Source organism: Gorillibacterium sp. sgz306347 (genome assembly GCF_059735245.1).
Map to the genome: position 1 here is coordinate 1 of NZ_JCAPET010000012.1, position 22,452 is coordinate 22,452.

The window sequence follows — 22,452 nt, forward strand, 5'->3', positions numbered from 1 at the left end:
CCATGCCCTGGCGGGCACCACAGACTATGAAGTTGCGTTATTTTCAGGGTAGAAATATCGGCGACGAAACGGCGTTGAGTGTGAGAAGACTTTGGTCCATCGGCCAGGGGTCTTTTTGCAGTGTGATGGCGCGGCTTACCGGAGACGTGATGGCTCGTTTCGTCCGAGGTGCGTAGAGTCGCGGCTTCCCGAGAACGCACGATGCTCCGTCTCGCCCAAGTGCTGCATGATGACGCGGCTGCCCCAAAAGGCCGGTGTCTCAGCTAACCGAAAAGGCGCAACCTACCGCACCCCGCCCGAATGCCGCATGATGCCTCAACCCGCCCGAATGCCGCAACATACCGCAACCCGCCTGAGTGCCGCAACCTACCGCAACCCGCCTGAGTGCCGCAACATATCGCACCCCGCCCGAATGCCGCATGATGCCTCACCCCGCCCGAGTGCCGCAACCTACCGCACCCCGCCCGAGTGCCGCAACATACCGCACCCCGCCCGAGTGCCGCAACCTACCGCAACCAGCCTGAGTGCCGCAACCTACCGCAACCAGTCTGAATACCGCAACATACCGCACCCCGCCCGAATACCGCATGATGCCTCAACCCGCCCGAATGCCGCATAAATACCGCGACCGGTCACGTGCGGCACCGCCGGCAATTCATCCCGGAGACGCGGCGCCTTTTCTCCGCTGTCGTGGTGGCTGAGCCCGGCGATCGCTCCTACAACCAGCGCTGGTACTGCTCGCGGAGGTTGGCCCTGGTCAGCTTGCGCCGGTGCAGGGTGACCGATGGCGCCTGCAGGTTCATCTGGGCGATCCGCTCGTTGATCTCCGCCAGCTTCGCGTCCGCCTCCGGGCTGTCGGGACGCGTGTCGAGCAGCCGGATGAGCGCTTCGATGGCCTGTTTGATCTCCGTCCGCAAAAGGACCCACGGGTGCGGCACCTTGGCGTTTTGCAGGATGGCGTCCATGACGCTGCCCTGGGGCACTTTAAGCGGTTTGCCCAGGCCGGGCAGGTTGTCGAATCCGCCGCGCTGGCGGAAATCTTCAACCGCTTCGTCCAACCAGTGCTGCCTTTGCCGCTCCGCATGGTCCGCTACCGCCCGGTCCTCCAGAACCTCGGCGGGAAGCGGAATGATCGGGCGCTCCTCGGGCGGACGGCTGGCGGCGGGGCGCTGCTTTTTGCGGGAAAACGGCATGGTCCGTCCCTCCCCGTTACCAGCTCATCGGACGGCCGGTGTAATCCTGATAAAGCGGGCCTTCCGGATCGCTCTGCGTTTCGATCAGCCGGAGGATGCCCTCGGCCGATTCCCATGGCTCCAGATCGGCTTCTTCATTTTTTACATCGAACATATAAGAGCGAAGCCAGCCGGGGTGCAGGTTGAACACCTTGACGCCGTATTCCTTCAAATGCTTCTGCAAAATGGCCGACTGCATGTTTAGCGCCGCCTTGGACATGGTGTAGCCGAAGTTCCCTATGCGGGTATTGGCCGAAATGCTGCCCGCCTCGGAGCTGATATTAACCAGCTTTTTGGTTTCGCTTTTGAGCAGAAGGCCCATCACGGAATGCGTGACCCGAAGCGGCCCGAGCGAATTTGTATTGTACAGGCGCAGCATTTCCTCAAAATCAAGCGGGTCCAGCACAGTAGGCTCGGTTTTGGGATGAATGCCCGCGTTGTTGATCAGCAGATCGAGCGAAGCGGTCCGCCCCGCGATGGCTTCGGCCGCCGCCCGGACGGACTCCTCGTCCGCAACGTCCAGATTCACCGTTATCAGCCGGTCGGGGTACTCCCCCGCCAGAACGGAAAGCTCCGGCCAGTCCGGCAGATAACGCCCCGCAAAAACAAACCAGCCGCGGTCCAGCAGCCCTTTGACAAGAGCGAGCCCCAGGCCCCGGTCCGCGCCGGTAACATAGGCGGTTTTCATGCTGCATCCTCCTTTTCCTTTCCTCCAGTTTAACGCACCCGCCGACCGCCCGCAAAACCGCCCGCAAAACTTCGTGCAAGAATAGACCTCCGCCAAGCTCGAAAATGCTTTGGCAACGGCACGACCGCACAGCGGCCTGTTGAAGTGCTGCTCAAGCAGAGGCCCACGTGCCCCAATAACACCCGTTCTTGCCCCCGTAAACGCTCGCCGCAATAGAGCAAGCCCCGGGGAGAAGCTGAAACAGCGGGGGCTAATTGAGAATGATATTCATCACTTGGAAGGGCTTCAAGGCTGTGATCTATTACGGAAACCGGGGCGGGTTCTGGCTTTGGCGCAATTATCGAAATAAAAAGAAAAATCTCGCATCTTCACGCCTGTTTCATATTATGCTCTATCCTGTTATAGTACGTCTCATTTAAAACGAAACAGTGCTTTCCTGCGGGAAACGGCGATGAACAGGCGTCCGCCGCCCGCTTTCCGCCCGGAAGAGAAAGCGCTTGCGAAGAAAAATAGCCCTTCGCCGTCCTTTGCGGCATAGAACGGAACCGGCGGCCGCGGCTGTTTCATATTTGCCGTTTTCTGCTCCTTTTCTTGTCCGTTATAAAGATGTTTAAGAGGAAGCAATAGAAAAAGCTTTTAAAAAAAGCCAAATGTTGTGAACTAGTTCACTTTGGGGCGGTTGCTTTTGCAGTACAATGGGGACGAAGGAAAGCGTTTTTACGCTTGTCCCGCAACCGGTTTGGAAAGTCCGCCGGAAGGAGGAGCACCGATGGAGCATTTGCTAGACAAACTCCGGGAGCGGAACGAATTAACCAGGGAAGAGATCGTTTATCTGCTCGGGAATCTCGATGCCGGCGGCAAAAAGCGGTTGTTCGGGTACGCCGACGAGGCCCGGCAGCGGTACTACGGCAAAAGCGTCTACATGCGGGGGCTTATCGAATTCTCCAATATCTGCAAGCAGGACTGCCTGTACTGCGGCATCCGCCGGTCGAATCCGGGGGCGGACCGCTACCGGCTGACCGAAGACAAAATCCTCGCTTGCGTGGAGGAAGGCTACGGCCTCGGCTACCGCTCGTTCGTTCTCCAGAGCGGCGAAGACTTTCGCTTCACCGATACGGCGCTTGCGGAGATCGTCCGGGCGATCAAAAGCCGCTACCCCGACTCTGCGGTGACGCTTTCGGTGGGCGAGCGCAGCGACGCATTTTACCGGACGCTGTTTGAAGCGGGCACCGACCGCTACCTGCTTCGCCATGAGACGGCGTCGCGGGAGCTGTACGAATCGCTTCATCCGGGCATGTCGTTCGACAACCGGATCCGCTGCCTGCACGTGCTGAGGGAGATCGGCTACCAGATCGGCGCGGGCTTTATGGTCGGCCTGCCGGGCCAAACGGCCGGGCATCTGGCCGAAGACCTGCTTTTCCTGAAGGAGCTCCGGCCGGAAATGATCGGCATCGGCCCGTTCATCCCGCACAGCGCGACGCCGCTGAAGGATGCGGCGGGCGGAACGGTGGAGGACACGCTGGTGATGATCGCTTTGGCGCGGCTGTTCGTGCCCGACGCCCTCATGCCCGCCACGACGGCGATGGGCACGCTTGATCCGACCGGACGGGAGAAAGCGCTCCGGGCCGGGGCCAACGTGGTCATGCCGATTTTGTCGCCGACTCCGGTGCGCGAGAAGTATGCCCTGTACGAGAACAAGATCTGCACGGGCGACGAAGCGGCTCACTGCCGCGGCTGCATCGAGATGCGGATTGTTGCATCGGGGTATCAGGTGGAGCTGGGCAGAGGGGATAACTTCAACTTCCGGAAAGTGGACCCGGCGCTTGCCGCTGCATCAATGGGCAGCAAAGAAAGTGAAAACATTCACGTATGATTGCTTAAGTTCTGTACTTCCTGTGCATGCCGTGACTTTTGCGCGCGGGAGGGAAGACGCCGGAGGCGCGGGGGTGCCTGCCGGAGGAGCCCGTTCCCGCGGCCGGACTTAAGCTTCATTAATACAAAGGAGGAAACCAGATGTCTACTTTACCGAAGAAGAACTCGCTGGGCTTTTTTGAAATTCGCCTGGAATCGATCGGCGGACTCGGGGCCAACCTGGCCGGCAAAATGCTGGCCGAAACCGGAGCCATCGAACTCGGGTTCAACGCAGCGAATTTCTCGTCCTACGGGTCCGAGAAAAAAGGGACGCCGGTCAAAGCGTTCGTGCGCTTTTGCGAGCCGAACGTCGAAATCCGCGACCACAGCCCGATCGAGCAGCCGCACGTCGTGGGCGTGTTCCACGAAGCGCTCTATAAGAACGTCAACGTGATCAGCGGCCTGCCCGCGGACGGCGTCGTGCTCGTCAACACGACGCGCGACTTTGACGAAGTCCGCAAGGACCTGGGGCTGGAATACGGCACACTGGCGATTGTGGACGCGATGGGCATCGCCGTCGACGAGAAAACGAAGGTCAACACCTCCATGCTCGGCGCGCTGTTCCGGATTTGCGATTTCCTCGATCCCGAAGCGATGCGCACCGTCATCCGCCGGACGTTCGAGAAGAAATACCCGCATCTGGTCGAGCCGAACATCCGCACCTTCGACCGGGGTTACAACGAAGTGAAGTTCAAAACCTATGAAGTTCCCGCCGGTGCGGCAGCCAAAGCGTTCAAACGCGCGCTCTCCCCGCTCGGCTACGAAACCCAAGTGCCCGGCGGCGTCATCCTCGCCCAGGCGAACAGCATCCTGAAGGACCTGAGCGGCTCGCGTGCGGGCTTCCTGCCGGAATACAACGCCGAGAAGTGCATCCACTGCGCCAACTGCGACAACGTGTGCCCCGATTACTGCTTCGTGTGGGAATCCGCCGAAGACAAACGCGGCCGGCAGCAGCAGTTCCTGCGCGGCATCGATTACCAATACTGCAAAGGCTGCCTCAAATGCGTCGAGGTATGCCCGACTGATGCCCTGGCCACCCGCCGCGAAGAAGTGGGCTACGCCGAGCAAAACCGCGTTGCGCAAGTGTTTTAAGCAAACCTTGAAAGGGAGGACACGAACATGGCCGTTGTTGAAAACAAGCTGACTGAAATCGTGCCGGCCGAACAGGTCACGTACTTCGAATCCGGCAATGAAATGGCCGCTACGGCTGCCGCCCAAATCAACTATCACATCATGGGGTATTTTCCGATCACCCCTTCCACGGAAGTGGCGCAATACCTGGACCAAATGAAAACCCGCGGTCTGCATGACATCCAGCTGATCGCCGCCGACGGCGAGCACGGCTCCGCCGGGATTTGCTACGGCGCGGCGCTCGCGGGCGCCCGCGTCGTCAACGCCACCAGCTCCCAAGGCTTCCTGTACATGCTGGAGCAGCTGCCGACGCAGTCCGGCACCCGGTTCCCGATGGTGCTGAACCTGGTCACCCGGGCGATCAGCGGTCCGCTCGACATCCGCGGCGACCACTCGGATCTGTACTACGGCCTGAACCTCGGCTGGGTCATTCTGACGGCGAGCACGCCGCAAGCCGTGTATGACATGAACATCATGGCGCTGAAGGTTGCGGAGCATTCCGATGTCCGCCTGCCGGTCATCGTCGCTTACGACGGCTTCTTCACCTCCCACCAGAAACGGAAGGTGCAGTACTTCAAAGACAACAAGACGGTTCAGGATTTTGTCGGCCCGAACCCGAACGGCAACTACCCGAACGTGGCCGATCCGTCCCGTCCGGTTACCATCGGCGCGCACATGGGCGGCGACGACCTGCTGAACAACCACTATCAGCTGTCGGTTGCGCTGGACAAAGCCGGCGAAGTGTTCGAGGAAGTGGCTCGCGAATACGCGAAGCTCTCCGGCCGCGAATACCCGACGCTCGACCTGTACCGCATGGAAGACGCCGAAGTGGCCCTGTTCCTTCTGAACAGCGCCGGCGAATCGGCCAAAGACACGGTGGACGCTTACCGGGCGCGCGGTATCAAGGCCGGCCTGATCCGTCCGAACATCATCCGCCCGTTCCCGGCCGAGCAGCTCCGCAAGGCGCTGAAGAACGTCAAAGCCCTGCTCGTGGGCGAACGCGCCGATTCCTACGGCGCCCAAGGCAGCAACCTGACGCACGAAATCCGCTCCGCGCTGCAAATCGACCCCGAGAACAAAACCGTCGTGCTGTCCCGCATCTTCGGTCTGGGCGGCAAGGACTTCTATGCCGACGATGCCGAAGCGTTCCTGGACGCCGCCATCGACGCCGCCGCCAAAGGCTACGCCGAGAAGCCGTTTGACTACCACGGCCACTATCCGGGCGAAGCGAAGGACGCGATCAAGGAAGTCATCGAACCGCTGCACGGCGAATCTTACAAAACCGGCCTGATCAACGTAACGCAGGACGAAGAAACCGGACGGCTGAAGGTCAAGCTGCCCCCGCTGCGCCAGCTGACGGTGAAACCGCACCGACTGGCGCCCGGACACGGCGCATGTCCCGGCTGCGGCGCCCTCTCCGCGCTGGAGCTGTTCTTCAAAGGCATCGAAGGCGACATCGTCGTCCTGTTCCAAACGGGCTGCGCTTATGTCGTAACGGCAAGCTATCCGTATTCGTCCCACAAACAAACCTTCGTGCACAACCTGTTCCAGAACGGGGCCGCTACGGTGGCAGGCGCGGTGGATGCATTCTACGAAATGAAGCGCCGCGGCGAAATCCAGGTTTCCGACGACGTCACCTTCATCATGGTATCCGGCGACGGCGGCATGGACATCGGCATGGGCGCGACGGTCGGGGCCGCGCTGCGCAATCATAAAATGATCATTCTCGAATACGACAACGAAGGCTACATGAACACCGGTTCCCAGCTGTCGTATTCCACCCCGATGGGCCACATGACCTCCACGTCGGGCGTCGGCAAAGCCCAAAAGGGCAAAAAAGGCCATCACAAAGACACCGCGCAAATTCTCGCGGCCTGCAACATTCCGTATGTCTTTACGGCGGCGGAAAGCAACGCCCAGGACCTGCTGCAAAAAGCGGCCAAAGCCCAGTGGTACGCCAACAATGTCGGCACGGCTTACGGCAAAATCCTGTGCGCCTGCCCGCTGAACTGGAAAACGGAAGACCCGAAGGGCACCGGCCTGGTCAAAGCGGCGGTCGATTCCTGCTTCTTCCCGCTCTATGAAATCGAGCAAGGGGTTACGAACATCACGTACAACCCGGAAGAAAAGGGCAAACGCGTTCCGGTGGTGGAATGGCTGAAGGGCATGGGCAAAACGAAGCACTTGCTGAAGGACGAAGCGATGCTGGCCGATTTCGAGGCGGAGGTCGAGCGCCGCTGGAACCGGCTGAAGGCGAAGCACGAAAACCCGGATCTGTAAAATAAGTCACGGTCATCGCAAAAAAGAAAGAAAAGCAAGGATGGGTCCCCGAGGCCGGCAGTTAGCGGCTGCCGGCCTCAAGTATGCCCATTGATAAACGTTCTCAGTCTAGTATACCTCGTTTTTCTTCTATTGGCGAGGATTTATGTGATTTTTTTCGCAATCTTTCAGCTGGTCAGAAAGGAAGGAGAATACGTACATGGAACAGCAACAAGCCTGCCAATGCGAGGGAGTCGCCCAGGCCGACGAGAAGCTGGAAAAGGTTCAGGCCGCCATCGAGAGCTTCAAATCGGTGAAAGGCGCTCTGATTCCGGTGCTTCACGAGGTTCAGGATATTTACGGCTACCTGCCGGAGGACGTGCTGAAGGTGGTATCCGCCGAGCTGGATATCCCGATGAGCGAAATCTACGGCGTCGCCTCGTTCTATCATTTCTTTTCCCTTACCCCCAAAGGCGAAAACATCATCCGCGTGTGCATGGGCACCGCGTGTTATATCAAAGGCGCGCAGGCGCTGCTGGACCGGCTGAGCACGGAGCTGAACGTGCCGGTGCAGGGAACGACGGAAGACAACAAATTTACGCTGGAAGCGACCCGCTGCCTGGGCGCCTGCGGTTTGGCCCCGGTCATGACCATCGGCGAGAAGGTATACGGCCGCCTGGTTCCCAACGACGTTCCGAAAATCCTGAAAGAGTACAATTGACGAGGCGTGCGCTCGGCGCATTTTAAACGGGAGGTAGTGGCATGAAGCTTTTGACAGATCTCGAAGCAATCCGAACCCTGACCCAGGGGAAGCTGGACAACCGGCAAATCACCGGTGCCGGAACGGATTCCATCCAGTTCCGGTCGGTCATGGTGTGCGGCGGGACGGGATGTACGTCCTCGGACTCGAACAAGATCATCGCGGCGCTGGAAAAGGAAATCGGCAATCACGGCATCGAAGAAAAGGTGGAAGTGGTGCGGACCGGCTGCTTCGGGCTGTGCGAGCTGGGACCGGTCGTGATCGTGTATCCCGAAGGCGTCTTTTACAGCCGGGTAGAGGTCGCGGATATTCCCGATCTGGTGGAGCAGCATTTGCTGAACGGCAAGCCGTATGAAAAGATCGTTTATGAAAAAACGAAAGTGGACGGCGAAATTCTGAATTTCGAAGAAACGGATTTCTATAAAAAGCAAGTCCGGATCGCCCTGCGCAACTGCGGCATCATCGACCCGGAAGTGATCGACGAATACATCGCCCGCGACGGCTACAAGGCGCTTGGCAAAGTGCTGATGACCATGAGCCGCCAGCAGGTTATCGAAACGATGAAGCAATCCGGCCTGCGCGGACGCGGCGGCGGCGGGTTTACGACCGGCCTGAAATGGGAGTTTGCCGCCAAGCAGGAGAAGAACCAGAAATTCGTCATCTGCAACGCCGACGAAGGCGACCCGGGCGCGTTTATGGACCGGTCGATCCTGGAGGGCGATCCGCATGCCGTCATCGAGGCAATGGCGATCGCCGGCTACGCCATCGGCTCGAACCAAGGCTTCATCTACGTGCGTGCGGAATATCCGATTGCCGTACAACGTTTTGTCAAAGCGTTGAAACAGGCTCGCGATTACGGCTTGCTTGGCGATAACGTGCTTGGCACCGGATTCAAGTTCGACATCGACGTGCGGCTTGGCGCGGGAGCGTTTGTCTGCGGCGAGGAAACGGCGCTGATGAACTCGATCGAAGGCCGCCGCGGGATGCCGAATCCGAAACCGCCGTTCCCGGCCGTGGAAGGGCTGTGGGGCCAGCCGACCATTATCAATAACGTGGAAACGCTTGCAAACGTGCCGCAAATCATTTTGAAGGGCTCGGAGTGGTACGCGGGCATCGGGACCGAGAAGTCGAAGGGCACGAAGGTTTTCGCGCTCGGCGGCAAAGTCGTCAACACCGGCCTGGTGGAAGTGCCGATGGGCATTACGCTGCGCGAGGTTATTTTTGAAATCGGCGGCGGCATCCCGAACGGCAAAAAGTTCAAAGCCGTGCAAACCGGCGGCCCGTCCGGCGGCTGTCTGACGGAGGAGCATCTGGACTGCACCATCGACTTCGATACGCTCACGAGCCTCGGCTCGATGATGGGCTCCGGCGGCATGATCGTCATGGACGAGGACACCTGCATGGTGGACGTCGCCCGCTTCTACCTGGACTTCACGCGCGACGAATCCTGCGGCAAATGTACCCCGTGCCGGATCGGCACCAAACGGCTGCTGGAAATTCTCGACAAGATCACGGAAGGCAAAGGAACGATCGAGGACCTGGATAACCTGGAGAACCTCTCCAACCAGATCCGGAATGCGTCTCTCTGCGCGCTCGGCCAAACCGCTCCGAACCCGGTTCTGTCGACCATCAAGCATTTCCGCGAAGAATACATGGCCCATATCGCCGACAAAAAATGCCCGGCGGGCGTCTGCAAATCGCTCATTTCCTATGAGATCGACGCCGATCTCTGCCGCGGCTGCAGCCTTTGCGCCCGGAAGTGCCCGAATAACGCGATTACGGGCAAGGTGAAGGAACCGTATGTCATCGACGCGGTCGCCTGCATCAAATGCGGCGTTTGCTTCGATGTCTGCAAGTTCAAAGCCGTAGCGATAGTCTGACAATAGGAGTGATCAAGTTGGAGACGATTAAAATCACGATTGACGGCATCGAGACGCAGGTGCCCAAAGGCACGACCGTTCTTGAAGCGGCCCGCGAGCTCGACATCCATATTCCTTCCCTGTGCTACATGAAGGGCGTCAACCATTCTTCCAGCTGCCGCGTTTGCGTGGTGGAGGTAGGCCCGAGGCTGATCGCTTCCTGCACGCTGAAAGCGGAGGAAGGGATGCGAATCCAGACCAACACGCGGAAGGTGCGCGAAGCCCGCAAGGCGACGGTCGAGCTTCTGCTGTCGGACCACGACCGCGAATGCCTGAGCTGCACCCGCAGCGGCAGCTGCGAGCTGCAGACGGTGTCGAACGACCTGAACATCCGCAGCGTCCGGTACGTCGGCGAAAAGTCGAGCCAGGAAAAGGACTATACGTCCCCGGCGATCGCCCGCGACGCGTCCAAATGTATTTTGTGCGGCCGCTGCGTCGGCGCCTGCGGCACGATGCAGACGGTGAACGCCATCGGCTTCGCGAAGCGCGGCTTCGACACGGTGATTTCCACGGCCTTCGGCCGTCCGCTGGACGAATCGACCTGCGTCAACTGCGGCCAGTGCATTATGGCCTGCCCGGTCGGCGCGCTCAGCGAGCATGAAAACATCAACGACGTCTGGAACGTTCTGTCGGACGCCAACAAATACGTGGTCGTGCAAACCGCCCCCGCGGTGCGCGTGGCCCTCGGCGAAGAGTTCGGCCTTCCGGTCGGCACCCGCGTAACCGGCAAGATGGTCGCCGCCCTCAAGAAGCTCGGCTTCGACAAGGTGTTCGATACGAACTTCGGCGCAGACCTGACGATCATGGAGGAAGGCACGGAGCTGCTTTCGCGGCTGTCCAGCGGCGAAAACCTGCCGCTGATGACCTCCTGCTGCCCGGGCTGGGTCAAGTTCGTCGAGCACAATTTCCCGGAACAGCTGAATCATCTGTCCACCTGCAAATCGCCGCATGAAATGGAAGGCGCGATCGTCAAATCGTATTTCGCCAAGAAGATGGGGATCGACCCGAAGAACATCGTCGTGGTTTCCATCATGCCTTGTACGGCGAAGAAATACGAGGGCGCCCGCGACGAGCTGTCCCACGAGGGCATGCAGGACGTCGATCTCGTCCTCACGACGCGCGAGCTGGCGGGCATGATCAAGGAAGCCGGCATCGACTTTGTCAACCTGAAGGGCGAAGCGTTTGACAGTCCGGTTGGCGTCGGCACCGGCGCCGGCGTCATCTTCGGCGCGACCGGCGGCGTGGCGGAAGCGGCCCTGCGCACCGTATTTGAAATCACCTCCGGCAAAGAGCTGGATACGATCGAATACACGGCCGTGCGCGGCATGGACGGCATCAAGGAAAACGTGATCGAGCTGCCGAACGGCAAACGCGTCCGCACCGCCATCGTGCACGGCCTGGGCAACGCCCGCAAGCTGATGGACGCGATGGAAAAAGGCGAGAAGGCCTACGACTTCGTCGAAGTAATGGCTTGCCCCGGCGGCTGCATCACGGGCGGCGGGCAGCCGTTCGTCGATGCGCAGACCACCGAGAAGATCAACGTCAAAGCGGAGCGCGCCAAAGCGATCTACAGCGAAGACGAGGCGCAAACAATCCGCAAGTCGCACAAAAATCCGTTTATTCAGGCGCTTTACAAGGAATACCTGGGCGAGCCGAACGGGCATCTGTCCCACGAGCTGCTGCATACCCATTACATCAAGCGCACCAAATTTTAGGCCGCACGGCGGACTTTGCCGCGCACAGCGCATATAAGCCGCCGCCATTTTGAACGGCCCGCTTGCGATTGGTCAGTCACATATAGCCGGGGCGCTTCGGCGCCCTCCGGCTACCTTGTTGGGAGGTTCAAGAGATGAGGAAGGATTGGGAACCGGCCGATTTTATCGATGACCGCGAAATTGAAGACAGCTTGAAGGAAGCGAAGCGCAAAGCGGGAGACGCCGCCTATTTGCGGGCTCTTCTGGCCAAAGCAAGCGAATGCAAAGGATTGACCCACCGGGAAGCCGCCGTTCTGCTAGAGGTTTCCGACGAAGACGTTTTAACTGACATTTTCAAGACCGCCAAAGCCATCAAGGAGAAAATATACGGCAACCGGATTGTTTTGTTCGCGCCGTTGTATATAAGCAATTACTGTGTCAATAACTGCGAATATTGCGGTTACAAGCATTCCAACCAGGATTTCCGCCGGCGGAGGCTGGAGATGAACGAGCTCGCCGATGAGGTGCGTGTTCTTCAGGAGCTCGGCCATAAACGGCTTGTCGTCGAAGCGGGCGAAGATCCGCTGCATTGCGGAATCGATTACGTGGTGGACGCGATCCGCACGATCTATTCCGTCAAGGTGGACAACGGAAGCATCCGGCGCGTCAACATCAACATCGCCGCCACGTCGGTGGAAGACTACGCGAAGCTGAAGGAAGCGGAAGTCGGTACCTATATTTTGTTCCAGGAAACGTACCACCGGCCTACGTACACCGCTCTTCACAAGCAGGGGCCCAAGCATGATTACGATTGGCATACGACCGCGATGGACCGCGCGCAGCTGGGCGGTCTGGACGATGTCGGTCTGGGCGTGCTGTACGGCCTTTACGATTACAAATACGACACGGTCGCCATGCTGATGCATGCGGAGCATCTGGAGGAGCGCTTCGGCGTCGGCCCCCACACCGTTTCCGTTCCGCGCATGCGCGAAGCTGTCGGCGTCGATTTGCAGACTTACCCGCATCTCGTCCGGGACGCCGATTTCAAGAAAATCGTCGCCGTGCTCCGGCTCGCGGTTCCTTACGCGGGCCTCATTTTATCGACCCGGGAAGAGCCCGGCTTCCGCGACGAGGTCATCAAGCTGGGCGTTTCCCAGATCAGCGCCGGCTCCAGCACGGGCGTCGGAGGGTACATGGAAGCCAAGCAGGGCGGCGCCCCGGACCACAAGGAGAAGCCGCAGTTTGAGGTGAGCGACCACCGCTCCCCCGAGGAGATCATCCGGGGGTTATGCGCCGACGGCTATGTGCCGAGCTACTGCACCGCCTGTTACCGGGAAGGGCGGACCGGCGACCGGTTCATGCGCCTGGCCAAGACGGGCCAGATTCACAACATCTGCCAACCGAATTCGCTTTTGACGTTCAAGGAATATTTGCTGGATTACGCGGACGAAGAGACGCGCACGCTGGGCGAAGCCATCATCCGCAAAGGCCTGGAGGACATCCCGAAGGAATCCGCCCGCAAGGCTACGGTCGACCGCCTGCGGCGGATCGAGGCGGGCGAACGGGATTTGCGGTTTTAACCTAAAGAGGAGGGGAAGACAATGCATACGACACCTCAATCGAACCGGCTGCACATCGCGGTTTTCGGCCGGAGGAACGCCGGCAAATCAAGCTTGATCAACGCGCTGACCTGGGAGGCCGCCGCTTTGACGGGCAGCGAGCCGGGAACGACCACGGAGCCCGTGTTCCATTCGGTGGAGCTCAAACCCATGGGGCCTGTGGTCATCATCGACACCGCCGGCTTTGACGACGAAAGCGACCTCGGCCGTTTCCGCACGCAGAAGACGCGGGAAGTGATGGACCAGACGGACCTGGGCCTTGTTATTTTTTCGGAAGAGGAAGACAACTATCGGCTGGAGAAGGAATGGCACCGCGAGCTGGTGAACCGCAACATTCCCGTGATCGGCGTCATCACGAGAGTCGACGAACGGTATGTTGACATCGACCCGCTCGAAATGGAGCTGAATATCCCCTTCGTCAAAATCAGCTCGAAGAAAAATTTCAATCTCGGCAGCTTGCGGGACGCCATCCGCGAATTCGCGCCGGCGGAGTTTGAACGCGACAGCATTTTGGGCGATCTGGTCAAAGCGGGGGATACGGTTATTCTGGTGATGCCGCAGACGATCCCCGCTCCCAAATACCGGCTGGTCGCTTCGCAGCAGCACATTCTGCGCGATCTTCTGGACCACCATGCCATGGCGCTGACCGTGACGGAAGCGGAGCTTCCCGCTCTCCTGGGCCGGCTCAGCGGCCCGCCCGACCTGGTGATCACCGATTCCCAGGTGTTCGGGAAGGTCAGCGAGATTCTTCCGCCGGAGGTTCCTTTGACCACCTATGCCATTCTGATGGCCCGGTTCAAGGGCGACCTCGACCGGTTTATCGAAGGGGCAGACGCGATCGCCGCTTTAAAGCCGGGTGACAAGGTGCTGCTGTCGGAAGCGTGCATCCATCACCCGCACAACGGCGAAATCGACCGCCAGCTCGTGCAGGCGAAGCTGCGCGAAGCCGCCGGAGGCGAGCTGGACATTCATACGTCGGTGGGACCGGATTTTCCCGCGAACATCCACGAATACAAGCTGATCGTTCACTGCGGCGGCTGTATCTTCAACCGCAAGCAGCTGATGAACCGGCTGGTGCAGTCGGATGAGCAGGGCGTGCCCATTACCAACTACGGGATTTCCTTTGCCCGTTTCCACGATATTTTGCCGCGCGTGACCGGCATGCTGCAGGGCGGCCGGGCCTGACGGTCCGGTGCCGCGGGAGGAGGAACGAACAGCCATGGGGGAACTTCCTGGAGTCATGGGGCAGCAGCATTCGCGTGAGGAGGATCGGGGCGCTGTCCGCCGGGAACGGGACGCGCTCGGGGAGCTGGACGTTCCGGCGGATGCGTATTACGGCATTCACACGGCCCGGGCGCTCGGCAACTTCGCCGTCAGCGGCCGGCCGGTCAACCGGCATTTGATCCGGGCGCTGCTGACCGTAAAGAAGGCGGCGGCGCTCGCCCATTTGCGGCTGAACACCTACCCGGCCGATATTGCCCGGGCCATCGCCGGCGCTTGCGACGATCTGCTTGCAGACGGCGGCATGGAGCCGTTTGCCGTGGACGCGCTGCAGGGCGGGGCGGGCACCTCGACCAATATGAACGTCAACGAAGTGGTAGCGAACCGGGCGATCGAGCGGCTCGGCGGAGCGCGGGGCGATTACCGCCTGGTGCATCCGCTTGATCACGTCAACCGCTGCCAGTCGACCAACGACGTGTATCCGACCGCGCTCAAGATCGCCGCGATCACGCTGCTGCGGCCGCTTGCCCAAGCGTTCGCTTCGCTCCAGGAAGCGCTCCAGGAGAAGGAGCATGCGTTTGCCGACGTGCTGAAGCTCGGGCGGACCGAGCTGATGGACGCCCTTCCGATGATGGCCGGCCAAGGCTTCGGCGCGTACGCCAAAGCAGCCGCCCGCGACCGCTGGCGGCTGTACAAGGCGGAAGAGCGGCTGAGGGAAATCAACATCGGCGGAACGGCGATCGGGACGGGGCTTAACGCACCGGTCAAATATACGTTTTACGTGACGGACCTGCTTCAGGAGCTGACCGGCTTCGGGCTGGCGCGCAGCGAGTTTCCGATGGACCCGACGCAGAACATGGACGTGTTTGCGGAGGTATCGGGGCTGTTGAAGGCCGCCGCGGTCAACCTGCTGAAGCTGTCGGGCGACCTGCGCCTGCTGGCCAGCGGTCCGGCGGGCGGCTTCGGGGAGCTGGAGCTGCCGCCGGGCCAGGCCGGCTCCTCGATTATGCCGGGCAAAGTGAACCCGGTCATTCCGGAGATGGCCGGCGTCGCGGCGATGAAGGTCATCGCGAACGACACCGCCGTGACGTACGCCGCCGCTTCCGGCCAGCTGGAGCTGAACGCGTTCCTGCCGCTGATCGCCGATTCCCTGCTCGAATCGCTGGAGATTTTGACGAACGCGGTGCGGCTGCTGGAGGAGCGGTGCATTCGCGGCCTCCGCATCCGGGAGGACCGCTGCCGGGAGCAGGTGGAGCGCTCGTCGGCGCTGGCCGCCGCGCTGGTGGATCACATCGGCTACGAGCGGAGCGCCGAGGTGGCGGAACGGGCAAGGCGCGAAGGGAAAAGCATCCGGCAGGCGCTTCTGGAGGAAAACCTGCTGTCCGCAGAGGAAGCGGACCGGATTCTGAACCCGTACCAGGTGACCAAGCCGGGCATTCCCGGCAAATAGAGCGGACAACAGGGAGGGAAACCGGATGGGCTTGAACGACACTCCGCGCTCGGCGCGGCTGCACATTGCCATATTCGGACGGCGCAACGCGGGCAAGTCGAGCCTGATCAACGCCGTCGTCAAACAGGACATCGCGGTGGTTTCGGAGGTGCCGGGCACGACCACCGATCCCGTCTACAAAGCGATGGAGCTGCTGCCGCTTGGGCCGGTGGTCTGGATCGATACCGCCGGGCTGGACGACGAGGGGGAGCTTGGGGAGCTCCGCAAGAAAAAGACGCTGGAAGTGCTGAACAAAACGGACCTGGCGCTTATTGTCGCCGACGCGTCCGCCGGACTGACGGAGTTCGAGCGTAAGCTGGCGGATACGCTGCGGGAGAAGGGGATTCCGTCCCTGGGCGTGCTGAACAAAATCGATCTTCTGGACCCGCAGGAGCAGCAGCCGAAGGCGCTCTCCGTCCGGACCGCCGCCGCCCGGGAGGCGCTGGGCGTTCCGACCGCCGCTGTTTCGGCGGCCCGGCAGGCCGGCATCGCCGAGCTCAAAAAGGCGCTGATCGAAGCGGTGCCGAACGAAGAGGACAAGTTCCGCATCGTCGGGGATTTGCTGGCGCCGGGCGATTTTGTGGTGCTGGTAGTTCCGATCGACAAGGCCGCGCCGAAAGGAAGGCTGATCCTGCCCCAGCAGCAGACGATCCGGGACATTCTGGAGAGCGACGCCGTATCGGTCGTAACGAAGGAATACGAGCTCAAAGAAACGCTGGAGAACCTCGGCAAAAAACCAAAGCTGGTCATCACCGACTCCCAGGTGTTTCTGAAGGTTGCCGCGGACACGCCGAAGGACATTCCGCTCACCTCTTTCTCCATTTTGTTCGCCCGCCACAAAGGGGACCTGGAGGAAATGGTGCGCGGAGCGCTCGCCATCGACCGGCTGCAGGACGGCGACAAAGTGCTGATCGCGGAAGCATGCACGCACCATCAGCAGCCGGACGACATCGGCAAAGTGAAAATCCCCCGCTGGATTCGCCAGGCGACCGGCAAGCAGCTCGAATTCGAGTTTGCGAACGGCATGAAGTTTCCCGAGAACGTCAAGGACTACGCCCTGATCGTCCACTGCGGGGGCTGCATGCTGAACCGCAGGCAGATGCTCTGGCGCATCGATCAGGCCGTGGAAGCCGGCGTGCCGATCGTCAATTACGGGGTCGCCATCGCCTATGTGCAGGGAATACTGGAACGGGCCGTTTCACCGTTTCCGCTTGCCCGGTTGGCCTGGGAAGAAGCGGCTGCGCACACGTAAGGCGGTCGCCATACGTAAGGCGGCTGTGTAATAGTGTCGTGCATCGAGCTTGCCGTCCGACAACACAACGGCTGCTGTCGGCAGACCCCGGTGCACGTTAGATAGACCGATGCGCGGTTAAGCAGACCGATGCGCGGTTAAGCAGGCTTAATGCGCGGGCCGGGGCCGAACCTTCCGGCTGTGGATGCAGGCAGGAAACGAAGCCCGCCCATCCCGGGCCAACCCGATGCAAAAGAGAACCAAAGCCGAACCAAAGCCGAACCAAAGCCGAGAACGGCCGACGGGGCGGTTTTTTTGCATGTTGTGCCTTTTTTTGGAGCGGACCTGTAACTTTTTAACGGGCTTGGACGAATAAGAAATAGAACGAACAACATGGAGAGGGGGCGGCGAGGACGAACGGAGAAAGCAAGGAAAACGGAAAAGCGTTCTCTTCTGCGCAAAGCCGGATGGCCCCCCCCGACGCGGAAACGCTGCTGCACCGCTTTCGGCAGGGAGACCGCAGCTCTTTCGAGCGGCTTGTCCTGCTCTATCGGCAGCCGGCCGTACAGTTTGCCTTTCATCTAACCGGGGACTATCACGCGGCCGAGGATTTGGCGCAGGAATGCTTTGCCTACCTGCTGGTTTACCCGGAGAAGTACAACGGCCGGGCCTCCCTCAAAACCTATTTGTTCACCCTGCTCCGGAACAAAAGCGTGGATTATTTGCGAAAGTCGCGGCGGACCGCCCTGCCGGGAGACGCGAGACTGGCCGGACGGTTGAACCGGAGCGCACCGGGCAGCGGAAGCTTCGCTTCGGATGACCGCGCTTGGGGCGAACGGCGGGAAGGTGCCGCTGCGGCTCCGGTCCAAGCCGACGCGCCGGACAATCCGGAACGGGCGGCGGTTCTTCGCGAGGAAGAGGCGGAATGGCGGGAGCGGCTTGACGCGCTAAAGCCGAACGACCGGTTGGCGGTCTATCTGGTGGATTGGGCACAGCTGACGTATGCCGAAGCGGCGGCCGTCATGGGCAAAAACCCGGTCGCCTTCAAGGTGGCGCTGCACCGGGCCCGAAAGAAGCTGAAGCAGATTTATGAAAAGGAGGAGTGGCGCGGTGACGCAGAACCCGGAAGAGCAAGCTTTTCTCGATGAGGTGTACCGGAAGGCGCGGCTGCTGGAGTACGACAAACGCGAAGCGGAGAAGGTGCGGGCGAACGGCAAAAAGCTTGCCCGGAAGCGATACGGGAAGCTTGCGGTGCTCGCCGGCGTCACCGCGGTTCTCTTCCTGATTAAGCGGCATGTCGGGCTGGACGAAGCTACGCTTACGGTGCTGTCGGTCTTTCTGATCGGCGCGGGCGTCTGGTTCGAGAAAGCGGAACTGCACTGGAACGCCGGCAGAAGCCGGTAATCCGGCGGTAATCAAGCTGGGATGGGGAAAAAGGAGAGAACGGAAATGGAATTAGTGATTGATCGGTTGTCAAAAACGTACGGGTCCAAGCAAGCGCTGAAAAACGTCAGCTTTCGGATCGGGGAGGGCATTCACGGCCTGCTGGGTCCCAACGGGGCGGGCAAAACCACGTTCATGCGGCTGTTGGCCACCCTGCTAACCCCGTCTTCGGGAGGAGCGTCGATCGGGGGCGTTTCCCTGGCGGACAAACGGGAAATCCGCCGGCTGGTCGGATACCTTCCGCAGGAATTTGCTTTTTACCCGGGCATGACCGTGCAGGAGGCGATGGACTACCTGGCCCTTCTTTCGGGCGTCGGCGGCCGGCTTGAACGAAGGCGGCGGATCGCCTCTCTGTTGGAGCAGGTCAATCTGTCCGACCAGTGGCGGACGAAGGTAAAGGCACTGTCCGGCGGCATGAAGCGGCGGCTCGGCGTGGCGCAGGCGATGGTGCATGAGCCCAAGCTGCTTATCGTCGATGAACCGACGGCCGGCCTCGACCCCGAAGAGCGCATCCGGTTCCGCCGTCTGCTCAGCCGGTTTGCCGAGGGGCGGATCGTTCTGCTTTCCACCCATGTGGTGGAGGACGTGGAGTCCACCTGCGAGCATATGACGGTGCTCCATCAGGGAAGCCTGCGCTACCACGGCCGGATCGGCGATCTGACCAAAGCCGCCGAAGGACGCGTCTGGACGGCGCGCCTGGACCGGTCTGTCTGGGAGCGTGAACGCGACCGGCATCCGGTGCTTTCAGCCGTCCCGGAAGGCGACGGCATGCGCATCCGCGTGCTGGCAGACGAACGGCCTTACCCGGACGCCGAACGGGCCGTCCCGTCCATTGAGGACGCCTATCTTTGTTTGATGCGCGGGGAGGCGGCCGTATGATTTCGCTTGTCGGCAAAGAAATGCGCATGACCCTGCGCAGTTTGACCTTTTACTTGTTTCTCGTGGTTTCCTGCTTTTTCTACTTTACGCAATTTGCCACCGCCGAGAGCTGGGGAGAAATCGGCGAGCCTGCTATCACCGCGCCGCAAAACATGGGTCCCCCGGATCACCCGTTCTATGGGTTTCGGCCGCCGGTCGATGCCGGCGAACTGGCCGAGCGGATGAAGACGGAGATCGGCTGGGATTTGGACGACGGCACGGTTGCCAAAATCCGGCTGGGCTTTTCGATCGATACCCGTATGAGCGAGAAGCAGAAGGAGGCTTTGCAGGCCGCCATCGCCAAGCTCGACGAAATCGTGAAAGAGCCGGCGAACTACACCATGGACCAGGCCTATCAGGTGACCGACGAGTTGAATAAAGCGCTGGGAGGAAGCACGGTCTATACCCGGGATCACGATTATTCCGTTCCTATCGAAACGCCGGAAGACGCCGTAAAAGCCCAGAAACAGAACCTGGAAGCGTATCGGGAAAAAGTGAAGCAAGGCGAGCTCCTCCCCGGGGCCGCCCGTCTCTTCTGCGACTACCTGTCGCTCCCGGCCGGGATTTTCCCCGTTTTCCTGTCCGCCTTTCTCCTGCTTCGGGACCGCTCCAGCGGCATGAGCGAGCTGGTCTACAGCAGAAGAATTTCCGCCTGGTCCTATGTGGGATCAAAGTTCCTCGCTCAAGGAATCCTGCTTTCGCTGATCTACCTTGCGCTTGCCGCAGTGGGCGCTTTCCAAACGGTAGACGCCTTGGGGGTACCGGACCAATTCGGCGAAGCCTTGGCCCTCTTCCTGGGCTATGCGGCCTGGTGGCTGCTGCCCACGGTGCTGGTCTCCATTGCTTTCGGCTTGTTCGGCTCCATGCTGTTCCGCCGGGGCATTGTTCCCGTCGCCCTGCAACTCGTCTGGTGGTTCCTTTCGGTTCTGCCGCTGATGGGCTCCTACGGCTTCTATAAGCTGATCATCCGGTTTAACAGCGCGGATGACTACCTGTTATATCGCGGATGGGCGGATGAAATCGCCTGGAACCGGAGCTTCTATCTTTTACTGGCCGCGCTGCTCCCGGCTGCCGCCGCCTTGCTTTGGGAACGGAACCGCAGCCGCGCCGACGCCGGCCGCGCCCGCGGCAAAGGCGTTAAAAAACGGAGTGCCGCTCCGGCTGTGGAGGCCGCACGATGAGGAACACGCAGTCAATCCGCCCCCTTGGCTGGTACAACCTGAAGCTCACCGCTCATTATTCCTGGCTTCTGACAGCGGTTTTGCTGGCCGCCTTCCCGTTCTTTATCGACCCGCAGCTGACGGATGCGCGTCTGGCGGCCAGCATGGGCGAGCTGTTCGTCAGCCTGATCGGACTGATCCTATTCCCCCATCTCGCACTGCTGGAAGAGGGGGGGATCGGAGAGGTGCTGTACGCCAAGCGAGTGCGCCACGCTCCGCTGTTTCTCTATCGCTGGCTGTTGACGACCGCGTTTGCCTATGCGGCGATTGCCGCTCTGTTCGCTTACCTGAAGCTGCTGGGAGCCGATTTTTCTTACGGGCCGACGGTGGGCGGAGTTGCCGTCACGGCGGTGACGATCGGGACAAGCGGCATGACGGCCGCGCTCCTGTTCCGGCATGTAACGGCGGGCTACATCATGGGATTCGCCTGGTACCTGCTGGACTTCACCACCAAGGGCAAGCTTACCGGACAGTTCTATCTGTTTGGCCTGCTCGGGGGCAAATGGGATCCCGACAAATGGCTGCTCGCCGGTTTGTCGCTTGCCTTGGCAGTGTTTTGCGCCCTGTTCCTGCCTCGGCGCAGGCTAGACTAGGAAAGGGAGCTGGCGCCTGGCCTGCCACTGCCATGCTCCGTTCCGCCTCTCGCGGCTCCGCCATTCGGTCTCTTTTTTCAACGCAGTCGTTCCCGCACTTCGAGATAGTCAAGGCCCCACCGAGCTGACCGCTTCGGGATCGCCTTACGGATGCAGGTGTCTGGATCAGCTTGTTGTGCCTCGGGATCGCCTTACGGATGCAGGTGTCTCGAACAGGTTCGTATGCTTCAGAATCCCCTAACGGATAAAAATTCGTAATAGCCTCGCCAATGCATCTCAGATTATGTTGTCTCGACTAAGCACAGTTAAGCTTGAATCGCCCATGGCTGCTCTAACGGTTGCCACAGCGGCTATTTGCCCAAAAAAGCGGAGTCTAAAAATGTAACGGTTGCCACAGAGCTTATTCTCGTAATTTTGCTTGGAATCACCCGTTTTTCCCGAAATAGGCTCCGTGGCAACCGTTAGCGCAAAAAAAGAGCGATTTTGACGCAAATAAGCCCTGTGGCAACCGTTAGCCTTCTAAGCCCGACCGCGCGTCACGATTAATAGGGGGCTGCATCGGAAAAAGGGGCATTCAGGATAATGAGGGCATTTAGGATAACAAGGGTATTTAAGATAACGAGATACTTAGGACATGAGGTAAGCAAATAATGAGGTGAATGTAAAATAAAGAGGACATTGGAATAATGAGACCGCTAGCTTTCCGCTTCAACTGACACGCCGGCCTCAGCTAAAGCATCCGCTCCAAGCGGCGCGCCTGCACCAGTCACCGCGCCGCTCCAACCGGCGCGCCTGCACCAGTCACCGCGCCGCTCCAACTGACGCACCTTCTCTAGCAACCGGACTGCCGCAGGCGGCAGCCTAAACCGGGGGTCCCCCCAAAAAACACGAGAAACCTTTCTACGCGAAAGGTTTCTTTTCTTTTTCGCCGTTTTTGAGAGGGGACGGGCGGTTTTCTTGGCGGAGCGGCAAGGGTTTTGCGGAAGGATGACGAAAAGCGAGAAGCGCAGGAAAGAATCCTCTAATTTTTTATAGAAATCTAATTTATCCCATATACTCCCAAAAAGGAACTTGTGTTTTAATTTGATTACGGAGGAAGCGAGAGAGACGAAAGCCTGCACAAC

Annotated in this window: 18 protein-coding genes; 15 read left to right on the forward strand and 3 right to left on the reverse strand. The window is 60.2% G+C overall.

All coding sequences use genetic code 11. The features are described 5' to 3' along the window. Positions 1–716: 716 nt before the first annotated feature. Positions 717–1,193: a DnaJ family domain-containing protein gene (locus AC6I6H_RS08600; RefSeq protein ID WP_497953339.1), complete on the reverse strand. Its 477-nt coding sequence runs from the start codon at positions 1,191–1,193 to the stop codon at positions 717–719. 16 nt (positions 1,194–1,209) lie between these two features. Further along, on the reverse strand, positions 1,210–1,920 hold the full coding sequence (locus AC6I6H_RS08605; RefSeq protein WP_497953340.1) for an SDR family oxidoreductase: 711 nt from the start codon (positions 1,918–1,920) through the stop codon (positions 1,210–1,212). Positions 1,921–2,689: 769 nt separating this feature from the next. On the opposite strand from AC6I6H_RS08605, the gene hydE reads away from it, so the two are divergent. The 15 genes from hydE to AC6I6H_RS08680 all read left to right on the forward strand — a co-directional run bounded on the left by hydE (position 2,690) and on the right by AC6I6H_RS08680 (position 21,328). After that, positions 2,690–3,793 carry a [FeFe] hydrogenase H-cluster radical SAM maturase HydE gene (hydE, locus tag AC6I6H_RS08610; RefSeq protein ID WP_497953341.1) on the forward strand — a complete coding sequence of 368 codons (1,104 nt, stop codon included), beginning with the start codon at positions 2,690–2,692 and terminating at the stop codon, positions 3,791–3,793. A gap of 140 nt (positions 3,794–3,933) precedes the next feature. Next, positions 3,934–4,923 (forward strand): 2-oxoacid:acceptor oxidoreductase family protein, encoded by a 990-nt coding sequence (locus AC6I6H_RS08615; protein WP_497953342.1) that lies wholly within the window; start codon positions 3,934–3,936, stop codon positions 4,921–4,923. A 27-nt stretch (positions 4,924–4,950) separates the two neighbouring features. Next, positions 4,951–7,242 (forward strand): thiamine pyrophosphate-dependent enzyme, encoded by a 2,292-nt coding sequence (locus AC6I6H_RS08620; RefSeq protein WP_497953343.1) that lies wholly within the window; start codon positions 4,951–4,953, stop codon positions 7,240–7,242. A 199-nt stretch (positions 7,243–7,441) separates the two neighbouring features. After that, positions 7,442–7,942, forward strand: coding sequence for an NADH-quinone oxidoreductase subunit NuoE (gene nuoE, locus AC6I6H_RS08625; protein ID WP_497953344.1), 501 nt, complete (start codon positions 7,442–7,444; stop codon positions 7,940–7,942). A gap of 41 nt (positions 7,943–7,983) precedes the next feature. Then, positions 7,984–9,861 (forward strand): NADH-quinone oxidoreductase subunit NuoF, encoded by a 1,878-nt coding sequence (nuoF, locus tag AC6I6H_RS08630; protein WP_497953345.1) that lies wholly within the window; start codon positions 7,984–7,986, stop codon positions 9,859–9,861. A gap of 8 nt (positions 9,862–9,869) precedes the next feature. Beyond that, the gene (locus AC6I6H_RS08635) at positions 9,870–11,615 is read left to right on the forward strand and encodes an NADH-dependent [FeFe] hydrogenase, group A6 (RefSeq protein WP_497953346.1); all 1,746 of its coding nucleotides are present in this window, start codon (positions 9,870–9,872) and stop codon (positions 11,613–11,615) included. 134 nt (positions 11,616–11,749) lie between these two features. After that, complete coding sequence (gene hydG, locus AC6I6H_RS08640; RefSeq protein WP_497953347.1) at positions 11,750–13,174, forward strand: [FeFe] hydrogenase H-cluster radical SAM maturase HydG; 1,425 nt, start codon at positions 11,750–11,752, stop codon at positions 13,172–13,174. Between the two features lie 21 nt (positions 13,175–13,195). Further along, on the forward strand, positions 13,196–14,398 hold the full coding sequence (hydF, locus tag AC6I6H_RS08645) for a [FeFe] hydrogenase H-cluster maturation GTPase HydF (protein WP_497953348.1): 1,203 nt from the start codon (positions 13,196–13,198) through the stop codon (positions 14,396–14,398). A 55-nt stretch (positions 14,399–14,453) separates the two neighbouring features. Next, positions 14,454–15,884: an aspartate ammonia-lyase gene (locus AC6I6H_RS08650; protein WP_497953436.1), complete on the forward strand. Its 1,431-nt coding sequence runs from the start codon at positions 14,454–14,456 to the stop codon at positions 15,882–15,884. A 25-nt stretch (positions 15,885–15,909) separates the two neighbouring features. Continuing rightward, positions 15,910–17,175, forward strand: coding sequence for a [FeFe] hydrogenase H-cluster maturation GTPase HydF (hydF, locus tag AC6I6H_RS08655; protein WP_497953349.1), 1,266 nt, complete (start codon positions 15,910–15,912; stop codon positions 17,173–17,175). A gap of 446 nt (positions 17,176–17,621) precedes the next feature. Next, positions 17,622–18,302: an RNA polymerase sigma factor gene (locus AC6I6H_RS08660; RefSeq protein WP_497953350.1), complete on the forward strand. Its 681-nt coding sequence runs from the start codon at positions 17,622–17,624 to the stop codon at positions 18,300–18,302. Continuing rightward, a complete protein-coding gene (locus tag AC6I6H_RS08665) occupies positions 18,265–18,558 on the forward strand; it encodes a hypothetical protein (protein ID WP_497953351.1) in 294 nt (97 codons plus the stop codon). The genes AC6I6H_RS08660 and AC6I6H_RS08665 overlap by 38 nt, the downstream gene beginning before the upstream one ends. Before the next feature lie 45 nt (positions 18,559–18,603). Then, positions 18,604–19,476 (forward strand): ABC transporter ATP-binding protein, encoded by an 873-nt coding sequence (locus AC6I6H_RS08670; RefSeq protein ID WP_497953352.1) that lies wholly within the window; start codon positions 18,604–18,606, stop codon positions 19,474–19,476. Then, the gene (locus AC6I6H_RS08675; protein WP_497953353.1) at positions 19,473–20,696 is read left to right on the forward strand and encodes an ABC transporter permease; all 1,224 of its coding nucleotides are present in this window, start codon (positions 19,473–19,475) and stop codon (positions 20,694–20,696) included. Before AC6I6H_RS08670 ends, AC6I6H_RS08675 begins: the two co-directional genes overlap by 4 nt. After that, a complete protein-coding gene (locus tag AC6I6H_RS08680; RefSeq protein WP_497953354.1) occupies positions 20,693–21,328 on the forward strand; it encodes a hypothetical protein in 636 nt (211 codons plus the stop codon). The genes AC6I6H_RS08675 and AC6I6H_RS08680 overlap by 4 nt, the downstream gene beginning before the upstream one ends. Positions 21,329–22,023: 695 nt before the next feature. Here AC6I6H_RS08680 and AC6I6H_RS08685 read toward each other — a convergent pair. Continuing rightward, the gene (locus AC6I6H_RS08685; protein WP_497953355.1) at positions 22,024–22,449 is read right to left on the reverse strand and encodes a hypothetical protein; all 426 of its coding nucleotides are present in this window, start codon (positions 22,447–22,449) and stop codon (positions 22,024–22,026) included. Between the last annotated feature and the right edge of the window lie 3 nt (positions 22,450–22,452).

Excerpts from the sequence above, each read along its gene's own strand:
- AC6I6H_RS08600 (WP_497953339.1), bottom strand. The coding sequence starts at position 1,193 with ATGCCGTTTTCCCGCAAAAAGCAGCGCCCCGCCGCCAGCCGTCCGCCC.
- AC6I6H_RS08605 (WP_497953340.1), bottom strand. The coding sequence starts at position 1,920 with ATGAAAACCGCCTATGTTACCGGCGCGGACCGGGGCCTGGGGCTCGCT.
- hydE (WP_497953341.1), top strand. The coding sequence starts at position 2,690 with ATGGAGCATTTGCTAGACAAACTCCGGGAGCGGAACGAATTAACCAGG.
- AC6I6H_RS08615 (WP_497953342.1), top strand. The coding sequence starts at position 3,934 with ATGTCTACTTTACCGAAGAAGAACTCGCTGGGCTTTTTTGAAATTCGC.
- AC6I6H_RS08620 (WP_497953343.1), top strand. The coding sequence starts at position 4,951 with ATGGCCGTTGTTGAAAACAAGCTGACTGAAATCGTGCCGGCCGAACAG.
- nuoE (WP_497953344.1), top strand. The coding sequence starts at position 7,442 with ATGGAACAGCAACAAGCCTGCCAATGCGAGGGAGTCGCCCAGGCCGAC.
- nuoF (WP_497953345.1), top strand. The coding sequence starts at position 7,984 with ATGAAGCTTTTGACAGATCTCGAAGCAATCCGAACCCTGACCCAGGGG.
- hydG (WP_497953347.1), top strand. The coding sequence starts at position 11,750 with ATGAGGAAGGATTGGGAACCGGCCGATTTTATCGATGACCGCGAAATT.
- hydF (WP_497953348.1), top strand. The coding sequence starts at position 13,196 with ATGCATACGACACCTCAATCGAACCGGCTGCACATCGCGGTTTTCGGC.
- AC6I6H_RS08650 (WP_497953436.1), top strand. The coding sequence starts at position 14,454 with ATGGGGCAGCAGCATTCGCGTGAGGAGGATCGGGGCGCTGTCCGCCGG.
- hydF (WP_497953349.1), top strand. The coding sequence starts at position 15,910 with ATGGGCTTGAACGACACTCCGCGCTCGGCGCGGCTGCACATTGCCATA.
- AC6I6H_RS08660 (WP_497953350.1), top strand. The coding sequence starts at position 17,622 with ATGGCCCCCCCCGACGCGGAAACGCTGCTGCACCGCTTTCGGCAGGGA.
- AC6I6H_RS08670 (WP_497953352.1), top strand. The coding sequence starts at position 18,604 with ATGGAATTAGTGATTGATCGGTTGTCAAAAACGTACGGGTCCAAGCAA.
- AC6I6H_RS08675 (WP_497953353.1), top strand. The coding sequence starts at position 19,473 with ATGATTTCGCTTGTCGGCAAAGAAATGCGCATGACCCTGCGCAGTTTG.
- AC6I6H_RS08680 (WP_497953354.1), top strand. The coding sequence starts at position 20,693 with ATGAGGAACACGCAGTCAATCCGCCCCCTTGGCTGGTACAACCTGAAG.